This is a genomic window from Micromonospora sp. CA-259024 (genome assembly GCF_050936255.1).
In the GTDB taxonomy this organism is placed as follows: domain Bacteria; phylum Actinomycetota; class Actinomycetes; order Mycobacteriales; family Micromonosporaceae; genus Micromonospora.
In genome coordinates this window covers 3,549,567-3,569,193 of the sequence record NZ_JBNJND010000001.1, presented here as the reverse complement: position 1 = coordinate 3,569,193, position 19,627 = coordinate 3,549,567, and the positions used below count along the sequence as shown (strand labels likewise).

Below are 19,627 nucleotides of genomic sequence, written 5' to 3'. Positions count from 1 at the left end.
CAGGTCCGGGTGCCGCCCGCGGTCGTGCCGCACGCCGATCGGCTGAATGCTCGGCGCGGGAGCATGGGGCATGTGGCGTCGTGGCGTCCGGCAGTCCCCGCAAAGCCGTGCCGTGTCCGGGGCGGTAGCTGGCGTAGACTATCGGCGATCCAGCGCTGGTCACCTGGGATTCAGCACCGGCGTGGTGGCTGAGCGAGGGGGATCGGGCCGGGCCGCTCCAGTCGACGTCGACGGGCCGCGGGCCGGAGATGTAGCGGGGGGAGTGCAATGGCGGTCCACGGTCCCGCGATGACGGACGTCGCTCGTCTGGCCGGTGTCTCCCATCAGACGGTGTCGCGGGTGCTCAACGGGCATCCCAACGTCCGTGAGCAGACCCGGCTGCGGGTGCGGGCGGCGATCGCCGAACTCGGCTACCGCCCGAACGGCGCGGCTCGCGCCCTGGTGACCGGTCGATCGCAGGTCATCGGTGTGGTCGCACAGAACACGACGCTCTACGGTCCGGCTTCGTTGCTGGCCGCGTTGGAGCAGACCGCCGCGGCAGAGGGTTTCGCGGTCAGTGTCGGCAGCGTACGAAACCTGGACCACCGTTCCATCTCCGCCGCCGTTGAGCGGCACCTCTCGCACCGGGTCGCCGGCATCGTGGTCATCGCACCCGTGGAGTCGGCGGGTGAGGCGTTGGAACGCCTGCCGAAGGATGTCCCGCTGGTCACCGTCGACGGTGACCCGAGTCGGCCCGTGCCGTTGGTGACGGTCGACCAGGTGGCGGGTGCCCGGGCCGCGACCCAGCACCTCCTGGACGCCGGGCATCGCACCGTCTGGCACGTCTCGGGGCCGTCCGACTGGTTCGACAGCGTCGGCCGGATCGACGGCTGGCGGGAGGCACTGCTGGCGGCTGGGGTGGATCCGCCGCCGCTGATGCCGGGGGACTGGTCCGCCGCCTCGGGTTACCGGTGTGGGCAGATGTTGGCGCGGATGCCAGAGGTGACCGCGGTCTTCACCGCCAACGACCATCTCGCGCTGGGCGTGCTGCGAGCGTTGCACGAGTTCGGTCGGCGCGTCCCGCACGACATCAGCGTGGTCGGCTTCGACGACGTGCCCGAGGCGGCATACTTCATCCCGCCGCTGACCACCGTCCGCCCGGACTTCGACGCGGTGGCGCGGGCGAGCCTGCAGATGCTGCTGACCCAGATCGAGTCGGGCACCGGCGGCGCGCTGCGGCAGACCATCGCCCCGGCCCTGGTCGCCCGCGAGAGCGTCGCCCCACCGCCGCGCTGACGGCCGGGGCCAACCAGAACTCACCCGGCGCAACCGCTCGCACGGGTCCCGCCAACGTCACCGCCCGTTTCTGGTGGGTGCCGGTCGATGCTCGGCCACCCGGTGCGTTCCGGATGGTGGGCGCCAACGCATCACCTCATCTCGATGCCGGTTCTGCCCAGTCGATAAGACGCATCTCAATCGATCAGCGTCATCGGCTATCGATGCTGTGCGATGCGGGAGTGGGAAGGTATTGAACCTCAGGAAATGCCGCCGTAACATGATGGACGTCTCTGTTAGCGCTAACAACAATTGGCGTCCAACTATCGCCCTACCGGCCAGAGATCGTAGTCATGGGCGGGCGCCGCCGACAAGGAGGCTCGATGAACCGCATCACCCGAGGTCGTCGCTGGGGAAGCGTGCTGGCGGCCGGCTTGCTACTCGCCGGCGCTCTGGTCGGCCTCCGCGCCCCAGCGGCGCAGGCACTGGACAACGGGGTGGCGCGCACCCCACCCATGGGTTGGAATTCGTGGAACTCCTTCGGCTGCAACATCAACGAGACGCTGATCCGGCAGACAGCGGATGCGATCGTCAGCAGCGGGATGCGGGACCTGGGTTACCAGTACGTCGTGGTCGACGACTGCTGGTTCAACCCGAACCGGGACGCCTCCGGAAACCTCCAGGGGGACCCGGGGCGATTCCCCAGTGGGATGAAGGCGCTCGGCGACTACCTGCACGCCCGGGGCCTGAAGTTCGGCATCTACCAGGTGCCGGTCGACAAGACGTGCGCACAGTATTTCGGCGCCTACCCGGGCGCGACCGGCAGCCGAGGCCACGAGGCCCAGGACGCGCGCCAGTTCGCCGCCTGGGGTGTCGACTTCCTCAAGTACGACTGGTGCTCGCCGGAGGGCAGCATCGACGACCAGGTGGCCACCTTCGCCCGGATGCGTGACGCGCTGGCCGCCACCGGCCGACCGATCGTCTACAGCATCAACTCCAACAGCATCCACGCCAAGACCGGCCCGCAGCGCAACTGGGGCGACGTGGCCAACATGTGGCGCACCACCGAGGACATCACCAACGCGTGGAACACCGGCCAGACCAATGGCTACCCGATGGGCATCCAGAACATCATCAACGTGACCGTTCCGCTGGCGTCGTACGCGCGCCCAGGCGGGTTCAACGACCCGGACATGATGGAGGTCGGTCGCGGCGGCATGACCGACACGGAGATGCGCAGCCACTTCGCGATGTGGGCGGTCATGGCGTCGCCGCTGATCGCCGGCAACGACGTCCGGAACATGGACTCCGCGACCCAGACCATCCTCAAGAACGCCAACCTGATCGCGATCAACCAGGACCCGCTCGGGTTGCAGGGGACGCAGGTGTCGTTCGACGGGACGCGTCGGGTGCTGGCCAAGCGGCTCGCCAACGGTGACGTCGCCGTCGCCCTGTTCAACCAGGGCTCCTCGACGACGACGATCTCCACCACGGCCGCCGCCGTCGGCAAGTCCGGCACGTCGTTCACGCTGGTGGACGCGTGGACCGGTGGCACCAGCTCCAGCAGCGGGGCGATCAGTGCCAGCGTCCCCGGGCACGGCACGGTGGTGTTCCGGGTCAGTGGTGGCGGCACGACCACGCCGCCGACGTCGAAGGCGTTCGTCAGTGCCGCCTCGGGTCGCTGCCTGGACGTCCCGCAGAGCAACACGAGCAACGGCACCCAGCCGGTGATCTGGGACTGCAACGGCGCCGCCAACCAGAGCTGGACCGTCAACGGGCAGACCCTGCAGGCTCTCGGCAAGTGCCTGGACGCGCCGGTCAACGCCACGGCCGGCGCCCGGGTGCAGATCTGGGACTGCAACGGTGGGGCCAACCAGCGGTGGACCCTCAACGCCAACGGCACGATCAGCGCCGCGCAGTCCGGGCTCTGCCTGGACGTCAACAACAACGGCACGGCCAACGGCACCACGGTGATCCTCTGGACCTGTACCGCGGCGGCGAACCAGCGGTGGTCGCAGCGGTAGCTGGGCGGCTCCGCCGGCCGACCCGGTCGCGGCAGCCCACCTGATCCTCCGGCAGTGCCGGTGCCCGCGGACGACGCCGTCGTCCGCGGGCACCGGTCTGTGTGGGCCAGCCGCCGGGGGCGGCGAGTCGCCGCGACCTGCGCTTCGAGTGGAGCGCTCCCGCCGACCCGCTTGCCACAGCGCCTCCGTTACGAGACCGTGACACCGGTATTTCGGATCAGGTGTTGACGTGCCCTATGTGAGCGCTAACACTACCCGAAAGATGACAGTTGGCCCCGGCAGTCGACGGGGGAGTCCAGAGAGGAGAGGCCCGTGGGCAGGAGATTCCTGGTTGCTCTCGGCGGCGCGGTGCTGGCGCTGAGCCTGGCGGCGTGCAGTGGCGAGGGTGCGGGCAGCGGTGGCAACACCGGCGGCGACAAGCCCAGCGACTTGACCATCGGTGTGTCGATGCCGACCCAGACGTCCGAGCGGTGGATCGCCGACGGCAACGCGGTGAAGTCGAAGCTGGAGGCGAAGGGCTACAAGGTCGACCTCCAGTACGCCGGCGACGACATCCCCACGCAGTCGCAGCAGGTCGACCAGATGATCACCCGGGGCGCGGACGTCCTGATCCTCGCGGCGATCGACGGCACGGCGCTCAGCAGCCAGCTACAGGCCGCTGCGGCCGCGAAGATCCCGGTCATCTCCTACGACCGGTTGATCCGCGGCAGCAAGGACGTCGACTTCTACGTCAGCTTCGACAACTACAAGGTCGGCGTCGCCCAGGGCACCGCGCTGCTCGTCGGTCTCGGCCTGCTGAACAAGGACGGCTCGAAGGGCACGGCCAAGGGGCCGCTGAACATCGAGCTGTTCGCGGGCTCCCTGGACGACAACAACACCCAGTACTTCTTCGGCGGTGCGATGGACACGCTGAAGCCGTTCATCGACAACGGCACGCTGCGGGTCAAGTCCAAGCAGACCACCCCCGAGCAGGTGGCCATCCTGCGGTGGCAGCAGGAGACCGCGCAGAAGCGGATGGAGAACCTGCTCACCTCCAGCTACAACGACGGCTCGAAGGTCGACGGTGTGCTGTCGCCGTACGACGGCATCTCCCGAGGCATCATCACCGCCCTGCAGAACGCCGGCTACGGCGGCGGCGCGAAGAAGCTCCCGGTGGTGACCGGTCAGGACGCGGAGATCGCCTCGATCAAGCTGATCAACGATGGCGTGCAGAGCTCCACGGTCTTCAAGGACACCCGCCTGCTGGCCGACCAGGCCGTGAACGCCGCCGAGGCGTTCCTGCAGAAGAAGCAGCCGCAGGCCAACGACACGCAGACGTACAACAACGGCGTCAAGGTCGTCCCGGCGTACCTGCTGCCGATCGCCACCGTCTACAAGGACGACATCAAGGCTACGCTGATCGACTCCGGCTACTGGACGGCGGAAGAGGTCGCCGCCGGTCAGGCCAAGAAGTAAGCCACTCGTCGGGCCCGGCGGTCATCCGCCGGGCCTGACGCCTGGGCGTACCGCGTCCAGACCTGACGGAGGACAGTGACCATGGACGACACCATCCTCGAGATGCGTCGCATCACCAAGACCTTCCCCGGCGTGACCGCGCTGGAGGACGTCACCCTCGCGGTGCGCCGCGGAGAGATCCATGCCATCTGCGGCGAGAACGGCGCCGGCAAGTCCACCCTGATGAAGGTGCTGTCCGGTGTCCACCCGTCCGGCTCGTACGACGGTGAGATCCTCTTCGACGGCAAACCGGTGCAGTTCCGTGGCATCCGCGACAGCGAGGCCAACGGCATCGTCATCATCCACCAGGAGCTCGCCCTGGTGCCGTACCTGTCGATCGCGGAGAACATCTTCCTCGGCAACGAGCGACGCGGCCGAGGCGGGCTCATCGACTGGAACCTGGCCAACGCCGAAGCGGGGAAGCTGCTGGCCTCCGTCGGGCTGCACGAGAACCCGGTGACCCCGGTCATCCAGCTCGGTGTCGGCAAGCAGCAACTGGTGGAGATCGCCAAGGCGCTGTCGAAGAAGGTGCGCCTGCTCATCCTGGACGAGCCGACCGCCGCGCTCAACGACATCGACTCGGCTCACCTGCTCGACCTGTTGCGGGCACTCCGGGAGCAGGGCATCACCTGCATCATGATCTCGCACAAGCTCAACGAGATCACCGCCATCGCCGACTCGACCACCGTCATCCGGGACGGGCGCGCGGTGGAGACGCTCGACATGAAATCCGACGACGTGAGCCAGCAGCGGATCATCCGGGGCATGGTCGGGCGCGACCTCGACAGCTTCTACCCCGACCGCGAGTCGTCCCCCGGCGAGGAGGTCCTCCGCATCGAGGACTGGACGGTGCGGCACCCGGTCCAGGACCGGATGGTCGTCGAGGGCGTCGGCCTGTCCGTACGCGCCGGTGAGGTCGTCGGCATCGCGGGTCTGATGGGCGCCGGCCGGACCGAGCTGGCGATGAGCGTTTTCGGTAAGTCCTACGGGCGCGACATCCGGGGCCGACTCTTCGTCCGCGGACGGGAGGTGCAGGCGCGTACCGTCGCCGAGGCGATCGACAACGGCATCGCCTACGTCACCGAGGACCGCAAGCGGTACGGCCTCAACCTCATCGACGACGTGCGGCGCAACGTGTCCGCCGCCGCGTTGGACCGGCTGTCCCGCCTGGGCTGGGTGAACGGCAACGAGGAGATCAAGGTTGCCGAGGCGAGTCGCCAGGAGATGAACATCAGGACGACCAGCGTCATGGCGGTGGTCGGCAAGCTCTCCGGGGGCAACCAGCAGAAGGTCGTCCTGTCGAAGTGGCTGTTCACCGACCCGGACGTGCTGATCCTCGACGAACCCACCCGGGGCATCGACGTCGGCGCCAAGTACGAGATCTACACGATCATCAACCGGCTGGTGGCCGCCGGCAAGGCGGTGATCGTCATCTCCTCCGAGCTGCCGGAGCTGCTCGGAATGTGCGACCGCATCTACACCCTCGCCGCCGGCCGGATCACAGGCGAGATGCCGGTGGCCGAGGCGACTCAGGAGAGCCTCATGGAGCTGATGACCAAGGACAAGGAGCTCGTCGGATGACCAGCATCAAGACCCCTTCGACGGAGCGCCCGACGCCCCCGGACAGCACACCCGCCGCCGCCCTGCACAGCGGGACGAGCGACCTGCGGGCGCTGGTGTTGAACAACCTGCGGCAGAGCGGGATCTACGTCGCCCTGGTCGTCATCGTCGGGCTCTTCGCGATCCTGACCGACGGGGTGTTGCTGAGCCCCGGCAACATCACCAACATCGTCCTTCAGTACTCGTACATCCTGGTCCTCGCGATCGGCATGGTCATCCTGATCATCGGTGGGCACATCGACCTGTCGGTCGGGTCGGTCGTCGCCCTGACCGGAGCGGTGTCCGCAGTCCTGGTGATCCAGCAGGGCTATCCCTGGTGGGTCGGCGTCGTGGCCGCGCTGGTCGTCGGCGTCGCGGTCGGCGCCTGGCACGGGTTCTGGGTGGCGTACGCCGGCATTCCGGCCTTCATCGTGACCCTGGCCGGAATGCTGCTGTTCCGGGGTCTCACCCTGCGGGTACTCGACAACATCTCGCTGTCGCCGTTCCCCTCCGAGTACCAGCAGGTCGCGGCGGGCTTCCTCAACGGCCTGCTCGGCGGGAACGGCTTCGACGCCTTCACGTTGCTGATCGGCGCCGTGGCCGTGGCCGGGTACGCGGTCAGCGGCTTCCGCACCCGCGTGGCCCGCATCCGCTACCAGCAGCCCGTCGAGTCGTTCCCGCTGTTCGTCGCCCGGGTCGTGCTGGTCGGCGCGGTGCTCATGTACTTCGCCTGGCAGTTGGCGCACGCCCGTGGCCTGCCGATCGTGCTGATCATCCTGGCGGTCCTGGTGCTGGTCTACGGCCTGCTCACCCGGCGTACGGTCTTCGGTCGCCAGGTCTACGCGATCGGCGGCAACCTGTCCGCGGCGGCACTGTCCGGGGTGAAGGTCCGCACCGTCAACTTCTGGATGTTCGTTAACATGGGCTTCCTGGCGGCGGTGGCCGGCGTCATCTACTCCTCGCGGTCCAACGGCGCGCAGCCCGCTGCCGGCAACATGTTCGAGCTGGACGCGATCGCCGCGGCATTCATCGGCGGCGCGGCGGTCACCGGTGGGGTGGGCACCGTGGTGGGCGCGATGGTCGGCGGTCTGATCATGGCGGTGATGAGCAACGGCATGCAGCTGATGGGCATCGACCAGTCGACACAGTCGGTGGTGAAGGGCCTCGTCCTGCTCGTCGCGGTCGCCTTCGACGTCTACAACAAGCGCCGCGCTGGCGCGGCCCGCTGACGCTGGAGCGGAACCGATCCGCGATCTTGCACTTTGTGTTGACGTGTTGCGGCTTATGCGGCAAAAGCGGGAACAGGAAGTGCAAGATCGGCGAGGTCGGGGGTGATCCCGCTGCGCCGCGATCGGCGCAGCGGGATCACGCGGTCAGTGGCAGGTGCCGGTGCCACTGTCGTTGTAGGTCTGTCCGGCAACCGGCACGAACTGCCAGTCGTAGCTGCTGGCGTGCAGGGTGAACTTCAGGACCCCGTACGCCGAGCTGTTGCGGGCTTCGCTGTTGGGCTGGATGGTGCCGAAGCTGTAGTGGCTCGCACCGCCCATCCCGGCGACGAAGCTGCGCAGACCCCGGCTGGCGTCGGCGTCACCGGCCGGGTTCATCGGGGCGAACCGCTCGTACACGTGGTTGTGCCCCCACACCACGACGTCGGCGTTGTTGTCGTAGAGCGCCTTGTACAGCGGACGCGTCGACGTCGAGGGTGCGTGGTTGGAGCTGGACGTGAACAGCGGGTGGTGCCAGTACGCCATGGTGCACGGCTTGCTGCTGGCGGCCAGATCCGCGCGCAGCCACTGCTCCTGCGCCGAGCCCGCCGACATGCTGATGTTCGAGTTCAGCGACACGATGTGCCAGTTGCCGAGGTCGAACGAGTAGTAGCCCCGCCCGCTCGGGCCGGCAGACGTACCGAAGTAGTTGTAGTAGCCGGTCGCGCCCGAGGTGTTGTAGTCGTGGTTGCCCGGCGACGGACGGGTGCGCGCCTTGTGCCGACCCCAGGTGGGCTCGTAGTAGCTGTTGAACTGCGACGCGGTGCCGTCGTCGTAGACGTTGTCGCCGGTGGTGAAGACCGTCCCCGGGATGCTGTCGAGCAGCGTCGCGGTGGCGCTGTCGCCGGAGCCGGAGTTGGCGATGTCGCCGGCACCGACGAACACCGGGTCCCCGGACGGGGGCGTCGTGGTGCCGGTGGTGACCACCAACTGTGGGGCGTCGGCTCCGCTCTCGCGGGTGTCGTAGTAGGCGCCGTCACCACTGGCGGAGGTCGCACCGAAGCTGTACGTGCCGTTGCCGGTGACGGCGGCCGTGACGTCGACCTCGTACCAGGTGTTGCCGCTGACCGCGCCGATCGTGCCGAGCGTGGCTCCGTCGATGGCCGGCTGGTTGTTCCAGGTGGTGCCGGTCTCCGACCATGTCGTGTTGGACATCCGGCGGAACGTGCCACCGGCGTCGCTGCCGCTGTTGCCGCTGATTGTGCGCAGTCGCAGCTTGGCGCTGGTCACCGTGCCGCTGACACCGCTCACGGTGAAGCGCAGGAACGAGCGTCGCACGGGCGAGTTGTCCACCACGACCTGCGTGGACGTGCCGTAGTTGGTGGAGGCCGCGTCGCTCTGGACGTAGGTGTCGGCGACCGGCGTGAAGGTCACGCTCGCTGCCGACGCCGCGCCAGCGCCGGTCACGACGACGGTGGCGGTGGCGGCGACGAGCACCGCGACCGCCCCCAGTGTCACCGACGGACGGGGGAATCGAATGTCCACTCCGGACTCCTTCGTATCGGGGGAAGAGCGCAAGGAATGTAGGAAGGTCGATGAGCCGGCCGGCGACGAGTGGATGAACAGTGCGTCCCGGCAGGCGAACACCTCGGTGTTGGGGGTGCGTTCACCCGTACCTCGCCCGGCCGCCACGCGGGGTCCGTTGTGCGCGGTCCGATGAGTACGGACGATGGCTGACCGTCAGCCGTCGATCCGAGGAGATGCTCGTGTACCTGTCGACCGTCTCCCGACCGGTCGCCGAACCACCCGAATCCGGGCCACGGCGCCGACGGTTCGCGATGGTCAGCGGCAACGTCGTCGCCCTCGGCACGGTCAGTCTGATCACCGACGTCTCCGCCGAGATGGTGGCCGCCGTCCTGCCGCTCTATCTGGTGCTGGGCCTGCAGCTCAGTCCGGTGGCCTTCGGCGTGCTCGACGGCGTACACACCGGGGCCACCGCGCTGCTGCGGATCGTCGGTGGTTTCGCTGCCGACCGGTTCCGACGGCGCAAGCTGATCGCCGGTGTCGGCTACACGCTCTCGGCGGTCGCGAAGCTCGGTCTGCTGGTCGCCGGCCGGTCGATACCGGCGATCGGCGCCGTCATCGCCGTCGACCGGCTCGGCAAGGGTGTGCGCAGCGCGCCGCGCGACGCGCTGATCACGCTCTCCACGCCACCTGAGGCGTTGGGTCGTGCGTTCGGGGTGCACCGGGCGATGGACAGCGTAGGTGCCTTCCTCGGGCCGCTGGCCGCGTTCGCGGTCCTGCTGGTCGTCGGGCAGTCGTACGACGCGGTCTTCGTCACCAGCTTCTGCATCGCCGCCCTGGCCGTCGTGGTGCTGGTGCTCTTCGTTCGCGAGCGGCCGCCCGGTGCGGCGACGGACGGCCCGAACGACCCGAAGGTCTCCGTCCGCGAGGCGATCGGCCTGCTCCGCAGCGGACCCGCCCGCCGGCTGGTGCTGGCCGCGGCGATGCTCGGGCTGGCCACCATCGGCGACGGCTTCGTCTACCTGCTGCTGCAGCGCCGCGAGGACCTCGGCCTGCGCTGGTTTCCGCTGCTCGCGGTGGGGACCAGCCTTGCCTACCTGGTGCTCGCCGCCCCGCTCGGCGTACTCGCCGACCGGATCGGCCGACTGCCGGTGGTGATCGGCGGATACACAGCCCTCGGCGCGACGTACCTGCTGCTGGCCGGCCCGGTCGACGGCTGGCCGCTGATCGCCCTGACCCTGACGCTGTACGGCGCGTTCTACGCGGCCACCGACGGCGTGCTCATCGCGCTCGCCGGCCCGGTGCTGCCGGCACGGCTGCGGACCACCGGAATCGCGCTGGTCCAGACCGGGCAGGCCCTGGCGTACCTCGTCTCCTCCGTCCTGTTCGGTCTCGCCTGGCAGGCGTGGGGGCCGGAGAACGCGATCCGCGCGGCGGCCCTCGCCGTCGCCGGCGTCCTGGTCGCCACGCTGCTCCTGCTGGCCTCTCCGTCCCGACTCACCACCCGGAAGGTGCCCCGATGACCGCGATGTCGACCCGAGCGAAGCTCGGCGTGCTGGTCGCCTCGGCCGTGCTGCTGGGCAGCGTGGCGGCCGGCTACGTGGCCACCGCGGCCGAACCTGCCCGGACGCCCCCGCCCGTCACCGGCCAGCAGGCGGTCACCCTGGCACCTGGCCCGCGCCTGCTGGCGATCACCGACCGGCATGTCTCCACCGTCGCCACGACCGACCCCGCCGGGCCGCGTATCGTCTCCGGCCTGGAATGCCTCCGGGTGTACGCCGCGGCCGGTACCGGTGTCTGCCTGAAACCGGAGACGGCATGGTCGTACCAGGTTGTCGTGCTCGACGCGGCACTGCGCCAGACGCGGGCGGTCAGTGTGCCCGGCCTGCCGAACCGGGCCCGGGTCTCGGCCTCCGGCCGGATGGTCTCTTGGACGACGTTCGTCGGTGGCGACTCCTACACCTCCAGCGGCTTCTCCACCCGCACCGGGATCCTCGACACCACCACCGGCGCCACGGTGGCCTCGCTCGAAGAGTTCGCGATCACGCGGGACGGCCGCGGCTACCGCAACCCGGACGTCAACTACTGGGGCGTCACCTTCACCGCCGACGACAACCGCTTCTACGCGACCATGTCGACCGGCGGCAGGAGGTACCTCGTCCGGGGTGACCTCGCCGCCCGCACGGTCGAGACGTTGAAGGAGAACGTCGAGTGCCCGTCGCTGTCACCGGACGGCACCCGGGTCGCGTTCAAGGAGGCGATCGACGCCGATCCGGCGAAGGGCTGGCGCCTGTCGGTCCTCGACCTGGCGACCATGCGGGTCACCGCGACCGCCGAGACCAACAGCGTGGACGACCAGGCCGCCTGGCTGGACGGCGGGACACTGGCGTACACGCTGCGCCAGAGCGACGGCCAACCCGACGTCTGGAGTGTCCCGGCGGACGGGTCCGGTACGCCGATGCTGACGGTCCCCGGCGCCGAATCCCCGTCACCGCTCACCTGACCGCCTTGGTGCGGACAGCATTCCGTCATGTCGGCTTCCGCGCCACACCCATCGCCGTTCATCGACGTTTCCGAGGGTATGGCTCATGACAAGGCTGAGCCGTCGCATCTTCGTCCTCAGTGGACTCGTGGCCGGCGGCATCGCGGTGACACCCCGAGTGGGTGCCCGAGCCGCGGTGCCGTACCCCTTCAAACTTGGTGTCGCGTCCGGTGATCCGGCGCCCGACAGCGTGGTCCTCTGGACCCGGCTGGCACCGTCACCGCTCAACGCGGATGGGCAGGGCGGCATGGCCAACGCCGACGTGACCGTCGAGTGGCAGGTGTCCACCACCGACCGGTTCACCTCGCTGGTCGCGTCCGGGTCGGTGGTCGCCCGCTACGCCGACGCGCACTCGGTGCACGTGGTCGCGGGCGGGCTCGCCGCCGACTCCGACTACTACTACCGGTTCCGCGCCCAGGGTCAGATCTCCCCGGTCGGGCGGACGAGGACCGCCCCGGCACCGAGCAGCTTCGGTCGCGACCTGGTGATGGCCTTCGCCTCCTGCGCCCACTACGAGGCGGGCTACTACACCGCGTACCGGCGGATGGCCGAGGACAATCCCGGGCTGATCCTGCACCTGGGCGACTACATCTACGAGGGCGGCGTCAACACCTCCGCCGTACGGCAACACGTCGGCGCCGAGATCGTGTCGCTGGCCGACTACCGCCGCCGCTACGCGCTCTACAAGTCCGACCCGGACCTGCAGGCGGCACACGCGGCGGCGCCCTGGTTGGTCGTGCCGGACGACCACGAGGTGGAGAACAACTACGCCACCATGGTCCGCAACGACAGCAGCCCGACGCTGACCGCCGCGCAGTGGACCGCCCGGCGGAGCGCCGCGTACCGGGCCTACTACGAGAACATGCCGCTGCGGCCGGCTTCGGCGGCGAACGGCAACAGCATCCCGCTGTACCGGCGCGTCCGGTGGGGTCAGCTCGCCACCTTCCACATGCTCGACACGCGGCAGTTCCGCGACGACCAGGCCTGCGGTGACGGCTGGAAGGTCTGCGCGGACGCGGACCTGGCCTCCCGGTCGCTGACCGGCGCCACCCAGGAGAGCTGGCTGCTGGACGGGCTGGCCCAGCACTACGGCACCTGGGACATCCTCGGTCAGCAGGTCTTTTTCGCCCAGCAGCTCGACGCGAACGGGGCGGCGAGCATGGACGCGTGGGACGGCTACCGGGCCTCCCGCAGTCGGATCCAGACCGGCTGGCAGCAGCGTGGGGTGCGCAACCCGCTGGTGCTCACCGGCGACGTGCACCGGTCGTGGGCCAACGAGCTGAAGGCCGACTACGCCAACCCGTCCTCGGCCACCATCGGCACCGAGCTGGTCTGCACCTCGATCAGCTCGACCGGCAACGGCAGCGGCAGCACCACCGTGCCGAACGCGGCGGCCAACCCGCACCTGAAGTTCTACTCGGACCGGCGCGGCTACGTCCGCACCACGATCAGCCGCAGCCAGGTCCGCGCGGACTTCCGCGCGGTGAACACGGTGACCGAGCACGGCGCGGCGGCGTCCACCGTGCGCTCGTTCGTCATCCTCGACGGCCAGCCCGGCCTGCAGGCCGGGTAGGGGAGAGCCACCATGACCGCAATCACCGCACTGCTCACCGCGTCCCTGCTGGTCCCGAACGTGGTGCCAGCCCCGACCGCCATGACCGCCGAGGCGGTCACCTGGACCACCGCGAACAGCGTCGCCACCGGCGACCAGGACCTGCCCGCCATCGCCATGAACCGCAACGGTCACGTCGCGGTGGTGTGGGAGGACGACCGGGACAGCACCGCTCCGGAGGACGACACCCACAGCGAGATCTACCTGCGCCTGTTTCGCGACGGCACGCCCGGCTACGAGCTGAAGCTGTCTACCGGAGGCACCAGCGGGGCCGCCTGGCGGCACATCAGCCCCGACGTGGGGCTCGACGACAAGGGCAACGCGGTGGTGGTCTGGGCCGCCGACGGCGACGGCAACGGCGTCTACAACATTCAGTACCGGGTGGTCTCGCCGAGCGGCGCGGTGCTCGGTTCGGGGCAGGCCAACGCCTCCGACGCGGGACAGCAGATCTGGCCGAAGGTGGCGGTCGACCCGGACGGCGCGCCCACCAACGCCGCCGCGGTCGGCTTCACCGTGGTCTGGGAGGACGTGCAGGGGACCGCTCCCGCCACTGTCAGGGCCGCCGGCTTCACCGCCGCCACCACCAAGGCGTACGAGGTGACGGCCTCGCAGACGACCGGCGCCCACCACCGCCCCGACGTGGCGGTGTCGGCGTCCGGCGAGGCGCTGGTGGTCTGGGACGAGGACGCCGACGCGAACGGCTCGTACAACATCGGTCTGACCCGGCTGGCCCGCTCCAACGGCGCGGTGGTGCTGTCACGGCGGACGGCCAACGCGCAGAGCGGCGGGCAGCAGCGGCGGGCCTCCGTCGCGGCGACCTTCGCCGGCGACTTCACCGTCGGGTGGGAATCCGACCACACCGGCACCCGAGGTGTCTGGGCGCGTTCGTTCACCGCCGCCGGCACCGCCCGGCACGGCGAGGTTCAGGTCTCCACCGGAACCGGGGCCGTCGCGCCCGGCGTCGGCATCGACGACGAGGACAACGTCGTGGTGGGCTGGACGGCGTCCGGCGCCAGTCCGGACGTGTGGGCCCGGGGCCTCAACCCGGACGGCACCTTCGACGGCCGACTGGCGGCGCAGGCGCTGAGCCAGACCACGACGGGTCGGCAGGAGCACCTCGCCGTCGCCGCGTCCCCCTGGGGCGAGGTGAGCCTCTGCTACACCGACGACAACGACGGAAACGCCTTCGACCAGGTGCTCCTCGGCCTCGGCGCGACGAACTCCACCTGGCTCGTCTCCGCCGACGAGCTGCGCCGCCGCAAGGCGCGGGCCGCCCCCACCGCACGCTGACGGATCCGACGGCTCGACGAGCGCACGGTCACCGGTTCTCGGCTCGCGCGGACCAGGCCGTGCGCTCGTACCAGGTCAGTACGGCGAGGAAGGTGGTGAGGAGACCCAGGGCGGGCAGCGCGGGAAGGAACCGGGCGACGGGCAGCAGCAGGAGCAGGATGCCGGCCGCGACGAGCTGGCCCGGCGACGTGTGCACGGTCAGCCGCAGGAACAGGAACCGGCCGACGAGATAGAGCACCACCCCGCCGTAGAGCACCATCGCCGGGGCCCAGCCCATCGACGCCGCACCGCCGTCCCCGGGTTGGGTCCCGTCGGTCAGGCTGCCGAGGCACAGATGGATGCCCAGGGCGAAGTAGACGACCCCGGCGACCAGCGGCAGGTGGGCCAGGGTGTACGCGTCCGACGCCAGGCGTTGGCGGTCCCGACTGCGCTGCGGCGCGTCGCTCAGCGCCCTTGCCGCGGCCGGCGCGGCGTCCACGAAGTAGAGCCGCCACAGGCACACCGTCGCGGCGAAGCCGAACAGCGCGGCCACCAGCACCGGCCAGCGGATCACCATGGAATCGGCGTCGCCACCCGCCGACAGCAGGGACTCGCCGAGCACGATGATCAGCACCAGTCCGTGGCGTTCGGCGAAGTGCGCCCCGCTGCGGACCTCCCCGAAGCTGGCGGCGGTGGCGATCCGACCGCCGCCGTAGTCGATCAGGAAGGCCACCGTCCACAGCACGGTCTGCGCGGTTCCGCCGAGCGCGGCCCCGACGAACAGCGGAAGCCAGGCGAGGGTGGTGGACGCGGCGAAGCGCAGCGTCTGCCGGCGATACTGCGGATCGCCGGACGAGGCGTAGAGCATGAGGGCGAGGTGCAGCCCTCGGACGGCGGCGTAGGCGACGGCCAGGGTCACCGGAGGATTCACCGCGCCGTCGTGGCGCTGCCACGCCTCGGGAATCACCAGCGCGGCAACGAAGATGGCGGCCATCGCCACGGTCATGCCGGCTCGCACCAGGCCGGCGTCCGCACGGACCTGATTGCCCAGCCACGTGTAGCAGCTCCACGCGTACCAGAACCAGAGCAGAAGCAGCAGCCCCTGGTACAGGGTGAGCGGTCCCAGCGACTCCGCCATGAAGCCGATGAGCCGCGTCAGCGCGAAAACCAGCACCAGGTCGAAGAAGATCTCGAAGGTCGTCGCCCGGTGAGCCTCCTCCACCAGCACCGGCCGGGACCGAGGGCCGCGACTCATCGGCTCATTGTGGTCTGTACGCCACCCCGGTCGGGGGCCAACGCGCTTACCTGCGCCCGATCAGCCGAAGAGCAGGTCGAGGTGGGCGTCCAACGCGTCCAACGCCTGCCTGGGGGTGTACTGCCCGCCCAGCAGGTAGACGCCGAGCCCTTCCATCAGCGCCAGCAGGCCAGACGCCGCAGCGGCGTCCTTCGTGGGCAGGACGCTGGCGATGAAGCTGGTCAGTTGCGCGGTGTCCTCGCGCAGGCTGGGCGCGGCTGACGGTCGCACCGCCGTGTAGGCGAGGAACGCGAGCGCCACCCGCCCGTCGTCACGGGTCCCCTCGTCGAGCGGCAGGAGCGCCGCGATGAACGTACGCAGCAGCAGCCGGGGAGAGGGGTCCTCGCCCAGTCGCGCCATCGCTTCGGTGACCCTGATCTGGCTGCGTTCCCGGACCACACTCAAGGCGAACGCCATCATCTCGTCCTTGGTGCGGAAGTAGTGCTGGACCATGCCGGCGGACACGCCGGCCTCCGCAGCCACGTGACGGAGGCTGACGGCCTCCAGGCCCTGATCCGCGGCGACCCGCATCAACGCGTCCGCGATGAGGGTGCGTCGCTCCTGGTGATCGACCTTCTTGGGCATGGCCTCGATCGTTTCACAGTGGGTGATCCGGGCGCCGCGTCAGCGCGGCGGCTACCGGCTGACGGTGTTGCTCGCGGGCGTTCCTCGCGCGCTGCGGAGGAGACCGTCCGGGTCGTCGGCGTACAGCCGCAGCTCGTTCATCGGCGTCGACCGGCCCTTCGGCAGGTCGAAGGTCGTCGGCCGGCGCAGCAGGACGTCGATGCTCGTCTGGCTGCCGACCGAGATGTGCAGGACCTGACGGTCGCCCTCCTGCTCGACCTGGACGGACTTGCTGGAGGGCAGTGAGCGGTAGCGCTTGCGCAGTGCCTCGATGTCCGTCCACGGGATCCAGATGTCGATGCCCGAGCTGAGCCGCACGCGTAGGCCCCGGTCACCCACGACGTGTGGATGGATCGTCATGCTGGCGAACAGGCCGATCATCCAGAGCAGACCCCAGACGCCGAGGCCGAGCACGATCCAGCGGGCGGGCCGCCACGGCACCACGTGGGTGACAATGAGGTCGAAGATCGGAATCTCGACCACCGACAGGCCGATGAAGATGCCGAGGATCGGCTTGACCACCCCGAGGTAGCCGAACGGCTCGTCGCCGGGCCCCAGCGGCAGGGGACGCCGTCGCGCCCACAGGTACAGGCTGCGCCACATCGCGGCCTCGGCCTCGGCCGCGCGCCGCAGCAGCGGGCCCACCCGCGCTCTCGTCGATGCCTTCGTGTCGGTCATGGTCGTCCTTCTCGGTGGTGGCGGAACGGTCAGTGGACGGTGATGGTTCCGGCGCCGCCGTCCACGGTGACGAGCTGACCCGTGGAGATCGTCCGGGTGGCGTCCGGCACGCAGATGACGGCGGGGATGCCGTACTCCCGGGCCACGGTCGGGCCGTGTGCCATGATCGCGCCGGTCTCGCTGATCAGCGCCGCGGCGGTGAGGAAGAGCGGGGTCCATCCCGGGTCGGTGGTCGCGACGACCAGGACGTCCCCGGGCTCGATGTGGGCGGTGGCCGGGTCGTGGACGACCCGGGCGGGGCCGGTCACCCGGCCCGCTGACGCACCCACGCCGACGAGCGTCCCGTCGTTGGCGGGCGCCGCCGGCAGGACCGTCTCGACGTCCGTGCCGTCGGACAGCAACGCCACCGGAACCGACCGGCGGCGCAGCTCCCGGCGGTGCACGGCCCGACGGGAGGTGACCACGCCGCGATGATCAACATTTTGGTGTACGGCGGTGTGCACCTCGTCGAGGGTCAGGAACATGATGTCGTCGGGCTGCTCCAGTAGCCCGAGGCCGGTCAGGTCGGCCCCGATGAGCAGCAGTTGCCGGCGCGTCTCCCGCAGCGGGTACAACCCGGCGAACTTGCCGGCCTCGCGCAGGCCGGCCAACGACCGGGCCCGGCGCAGCAGGAATCCCGCGAATCGACCGCGTACCGGCCGCCGACGGCGGGTTCGCGTGACCAGTTCCTCCAGCGCCGTCTCCGCCGCTGCGGCGGCCCGCTGGAAGCGCTGGTCGGGGCCCTGTCGCGGGTCGGTGACGCGCAGGTAGTTGGCGAGCGCGGCGAAGACCGGTGTGGGATCTTCGGCCCAGCGTGGCACGCCGAGGTCGACCTCGGCGACGCCCCGGTGACCGTACGCGTCCAGGAAGGCGGTCATGCCGATGTCGGGCAGCGTTCCGCGCAGATAGCGTGCGGCCACCTCGTCCGGCGGCGTGTCGAGCAGGAGTTGGCGGTGGTCGCCCGCGCCCTGGGCGAGTCGCCACAGCGTTAGGTCCATGTCGATGGTGACGTTGTGCGGCATCCCGCCCAGCACGGCGTGGATCTCGTCCGGGCCGGCGACACCCTTGAGCAGTGCGGCCGGCAGCGCGGCGGCGAGCATGCCCGCGACGATCGGCCACATGATCGCGTCGGCGCTGTCTCCGGCGTCCCGCGCCTGCAGGAAGCGCAGCCGGTCGGCGGCGGTCCGCAGGTCGTCGGGAGCCGCCGACCGTACTCTCATCTGCTCGATCGCCTCGAACATCCGGATCCGTGCCGTCTCGGGGCGGGCCAGTGCGCGCACGATCCCCACCACCGCGCGGCCGGCCGTCCGCAGCGACGCCGCCCCCTGCGCCGCGCCGCGCCCGGTGCCGCCGCTGGTCGGGGCGAATCGCGGATCCTCCAGGACGTGCTGCATCACCGCCTGCGCCCGGGGGCCGAAGTCGACGGCCATGAGCTTGATCAACCGTCTGCGCGACGACCTGCTCCTGGCCAGGTCGGTCAGGTCTCCGTAGAGGCGCCCGCCGATGTCGACGATCTCGACCCGGACGCCGAGCGCGGCGAGCATCGCGGTGATCTGCGCCCGCAGGGTCGCCATGCCCATCGGAGTCACCGGCTGCAGCATGCCCTGGACGTGCCCGAACTCCAGGTAGACGCGGGGAAGGGGCTTGTCGGTGGCCGGCGGCAGGGGGAACAGGCTGGTGATCGGCCGCGACTGCAACAACCACAGCACGTCGTCCGCGTCGATCGCCCACTCCACGTCCTGCGGGCAGCCGAAGTGATCCTGCAACCGCTCACCGGTGGTGCGCAGTCGGGCGAGGTGCGTGGACGTCAGACATCCCGTGTCGTTTCGCGTCATGCCGTCGAGGACGTAGTGGTCCACGGTTGCCGCGCCGTCCACCACGGTCGTGCCGAGACCCGGAGCGGCGTCGATCGCCATCTCGTCGCGGCGGCCGGTCAGCGGGTTCGCGGTGAACAGCACCCCCGCCACCGTGGGCGTGATCATGCGTTGCACGACGACGGCCATCCGCACCGCTTGGTGATCGATCTGGCGGGCGTCGCGGTAGGCGGTGGCGCGGTCGGTGTGCAGCGAGTCCCAGCACTTCTCGATCGCGGCGATCAGCTCGGCGGTGCCCGTGACGTTGAGGACGGTGTCCTGCTGCCCGGCGAAGCTCGCGTCCGGGAGGTCCTCCGCGGTGGCGCTGGAGCGCACCGCCACGGGGCCCGCGCCGAGCCGCTCGTACGCGGCGACGACCTCGGCCGTCGGGACGACGCCGAGCCGGTGCGCCTCGGTGGTGACGCAGAAACCGGCGGGGACCCGTTCGCCGTGCCGGATCATCTCGCCCAGCCCGGCCGCCTTGCCGCCGACCAGGTTGATCATGTCGGCGGTCGCCTCGGACAACGCGATCACGTGCATGGGAGCCCACTCTCATTGCAATACAACTGCATTGCATCTGACCGTACCCCCTTTGCGATGCGACTGCAATGTAACC

The 19,627-nt window shown here is 69.9% G+C and carries 14 protein-coding genes; 9 read left to right on the top strand and 5 right to left on the bottom strand.

Translation table 11 applies throughout. The annotated features are described in order from the left end of the window. Positions 1-288 precede the first annotated feature (288 nt). The 5 genes from ACQEUX_RS15565 to mmsB all read left to right on the top strand — a co-directional run bounded on the left by ACQEUX_RS15565 (position 289) and on the right by mmsB (position 7,600). Entirely contained in the window at positions 289-1,275 is a 987-nt protein-coding gene (locus ACQEUX_RS15565; RefSeq protein WP_433047568.1) for a LacI family DNA-binding transcriptional regulator, read from the top strand. Between the two features lie 362 nt (positions 1,276-1,637). Beyond that, positions 1,638-3,278, top strand: coding sequence for a glycoside hydrolase family 27 protein (locus ACQEUX_RS15560; protein WP_433047565.1), 1,641 nt, complete (start codon positions 1,638-1,640; stop codon positions 3,276-3,278). A gap of 312 nt (positions 3,279-3,590) precedes the next feature. After that, complete coding sequence (chvE, locus tag ACQEUX_RS15555) at positions 3,591-4,733, top strand: multiple monosaccharide ABC transporter substrate-binding protein (RefSeq protein WP_433047562.1); 1,143 nt, start codon at positions 3,591-3,593, stop codon at positions 4,731-4,733. Between the two features lie 81 nt (positions 4,734-4,814). Further along, complete coding sequence (mmsA, locus tag ACQEUX_RS15550; protein ID WP_433047559.1) at positions 4,815-6,353, top strand: multiple monosaccharide ABC transporter ATP-binding protein; 1,539 nt, start codon at positions 4,815-4,817, stop codon at positions 6,351-6,353. Further along, positions 6,350-7,600, top strand: a complete 1,251-nt coding sequence (gene mmsB, locus ACQEUX_RS15545) for a multiple monosaccharide ABC transporter permease (protein WP_433047556.1) — start codon at positions 6,350-6,352, stop codon at positions 7,598-7,600. The genes mmsA and mmsB overlap by 4 nt, the downstream gene beginning before the upstream one ends. A gap of 144 nt (positions 7,601-7,744) precedes the next feature. Here mmsB and ACQEUX_RS15540 read toward each other — a convergent pair whose 3' ends face one another. Further along, positions 7,745-9,121 (bottom strand): CBM96 family carbohydrate-binding protein, encoded by a 1,377-nt coding sequence (locus tag ACQEUX_RS15540; RefSeq protein ID WP_433047553.1) that lies wholly within the window; start codon positions 9,119-9,121, stop codon positions 7,745-7,747. Between the two features lie 221 nt (positions 9,122-9,342). Between ACQEUX_RS15540 and ACQEUX_RS15535 the strand changes: the two genes are divergently transcribed. From ACQEUX_RS15535 to ACQEUX_RS15520, 4 genes are all read left to right on the top strand, one after another. After that, positions 9,343-10,623, top strand: a complete 1,281-nt coding sequence (locus tag ACQEUX_RS15535; protein WP_433047550.1) for an MFS transporter — start codon at positions 9,343-9,345, stop codon at positions 10,621-10,623. Beyond that, entirely contained in the window at positions 10,620-11,603 is a 984-nt protein-coding gene (locus ACQEUX_RS15530) for a TolB family protein (RefSeq protein WP_433047547.1), read from the top strand. Before ACQEUX_RS15535 ends, ACQEUX_RS15530 begins: the two co-directional genes overlap by 4 nt. Before the next feature lie 85 nt (positions 11,604-11,688). Continuing rightward, the gene (locus ACQEUX_RS15525) at positions 11,689-13,215 is read left to right on the top strand and encodes an alkaline phosphatase D family protein (RefSeq protein ID WP_433047544.1); all 1,527 of its coding nucleotides are present in this window, start codon (positions 11,689-11,691) and stop codon (positions 13,213-13,215) included. Between the two features lie 12 nt (positions 13,216-13,227). Next, positions 13,228-14,544, top strand: a complete 1,317-nt coding sequence (locus ACQEUX_RS15520) for a hypothetical protein (RefSeq protein ID WP_433047541.1) — start codon at positions 13,228-13,230, stop codon at positions 14,542-14,544. Positions 14,545-14,572: 28 nt separating this feature from the next. Here the strand turns inward: ACQEUX_RS15520 and ACQEUX_RS15515 are convergent, their stop codons facing one another. From ACQEUX_RS15515 to ACQEUX_RS15500, 4 genes are read right to left on the bottom strand one after another with little or no spacing between them, the layout of a single operon-like run. Then, positions 14,573-15,778 carry a low temperature requirement protein A gene (locus ACQEUX_RS15515; protein ID WP_433047538.1) on the bottom strand — a complete coding sequence of 402 codons (1,206 nt, stop codon included), beginning with the start codon at positions 15,776-15,778 and terminating at the stop codon, positions 14,573-14,575. Between the two features lie 60 nt (positions 15,779-15,838). Continuing rightward, a complete protein-coding gene (locus ACQEUX_RS15510; protein ID WP_433047536.1) occupies positions 15,839-16,402 on the bottom strand; it encodes a TetR/AcrR family transcriptional regulator in 564 nt (187 codons plus the stop codon). A gap of 51 nt (positions 16,403-16,453) precedes the next feature. Then, positions 16,454-17,119 (bottom strand): PH domain-containing protein, encoded by a 666-nt coding sequence (locus ACQEUX_RS15505; RefSeq protein ID WP_433047533.1) that lies wholly within the window; start codon positions 17,117-17,119, stop codon positions 16,454-16,456. A gap of 29 nt (positions 17,120-17,148) precedes the next feature. Continuing rightward, complete coding sequence (locus ACQEUX_RS15500) at positions 17,149-19,551, bottom strand: PEP/pyruvate-binding domain-containing protein (protein ID WP_433047530.1); 2,403 nt, start codon at positions 19,549-19,551, stop codon at positions 17,149-17,151. Positions 19,552-19,627 lie beyond the last annotated feature (76 nt).

What these genes read in the sequence shown, in the direction of transcription:
- ACQEUX_RS15510 (WP_433047536.1), bottom strand. Translation starts at nt 16,402, where the DNA reads ATGCCCAAGAAGGTCGATCACCAGGAGCGACGCACCCTCATCGCGGAC.
- ACQEUX_RS15515 (WP_433047538.1), bottom strand. Translation starts at nt 15,778, where the DNA reads ATGAGTCGCGGCCCTCGGTCCCGGCCGGTGCTGGTGGAGGAGGCTCAC.
- mmsB (WP_433047556.1), top strand. Translation starts at nt 6,350, where the DNA reads ATGACCAGCATCAAGACCCCTTCGACGGAGCGCCCGACGCCCCCGGAC.
- ACQEUX_RS15520 (WP_433047541.1), top strand. Translation starts at nt 13,228, where the DNA reads ATGACCGCAATCACCGCACTGCTCACCGCGTCCCTGCTGGTCCCGAAC.
- ACQEUX_RS15500 (WP_433047530.1), bottom strand. Translation starts at nt 19,551, where the DNA reads ATGCACGTGATCGCGTTGTCCGAGGCGACCGCCGACATGATCAACCTG.
- ACQEUX_RS15530 (WP_433047547.1), top strand. Translation starts at nt 10,620, where the DNA reads ATGACCGCGATGTCGACCCGAGCGAAGCTCGGCGTGCTGGTCGCCTCG.
- mmsA (WP_433047559.1), top strand. Translation starts at nt 4,815, where the DNA reads ATGGACGACACCATCCTCGAGATGCGTCGCATCACCAAGACCTTCCCC.
- ACQEUX_RS15505 (WP_433047533.1), bottom strand. Translation starts at nt 17,119, where the DNA reads ATGACCGACACGAAGGCATCGACGAGAGCGCGGGTGGGCCCGCTGCTG.
- ACQEUX_RS15565 (WP_433047568.1), top strand. Translation starts at nt 289, where the DNA reads ATGACGGACGTCGCTCGTCTGGCCGGTGTCTCCCATCAGACGGTGTCG.
- ACQEUX_RS15525 (WP_433047544.1), top strand. Translation starts at nt 11,689, where the DNA reads ATGACAAGGCTGAGCCGTCGCATCTTCGTCCTCAGTGGACTCGTGGCC.
- ACQEUX_RS15560 (WP_433047565.1), top strand. Translation starts at nt 1,638, where the DNA reads ATGAACCGCATCACCCGAGGTCGTCGCTGGGGAAGCGTGCTGGCGGCC.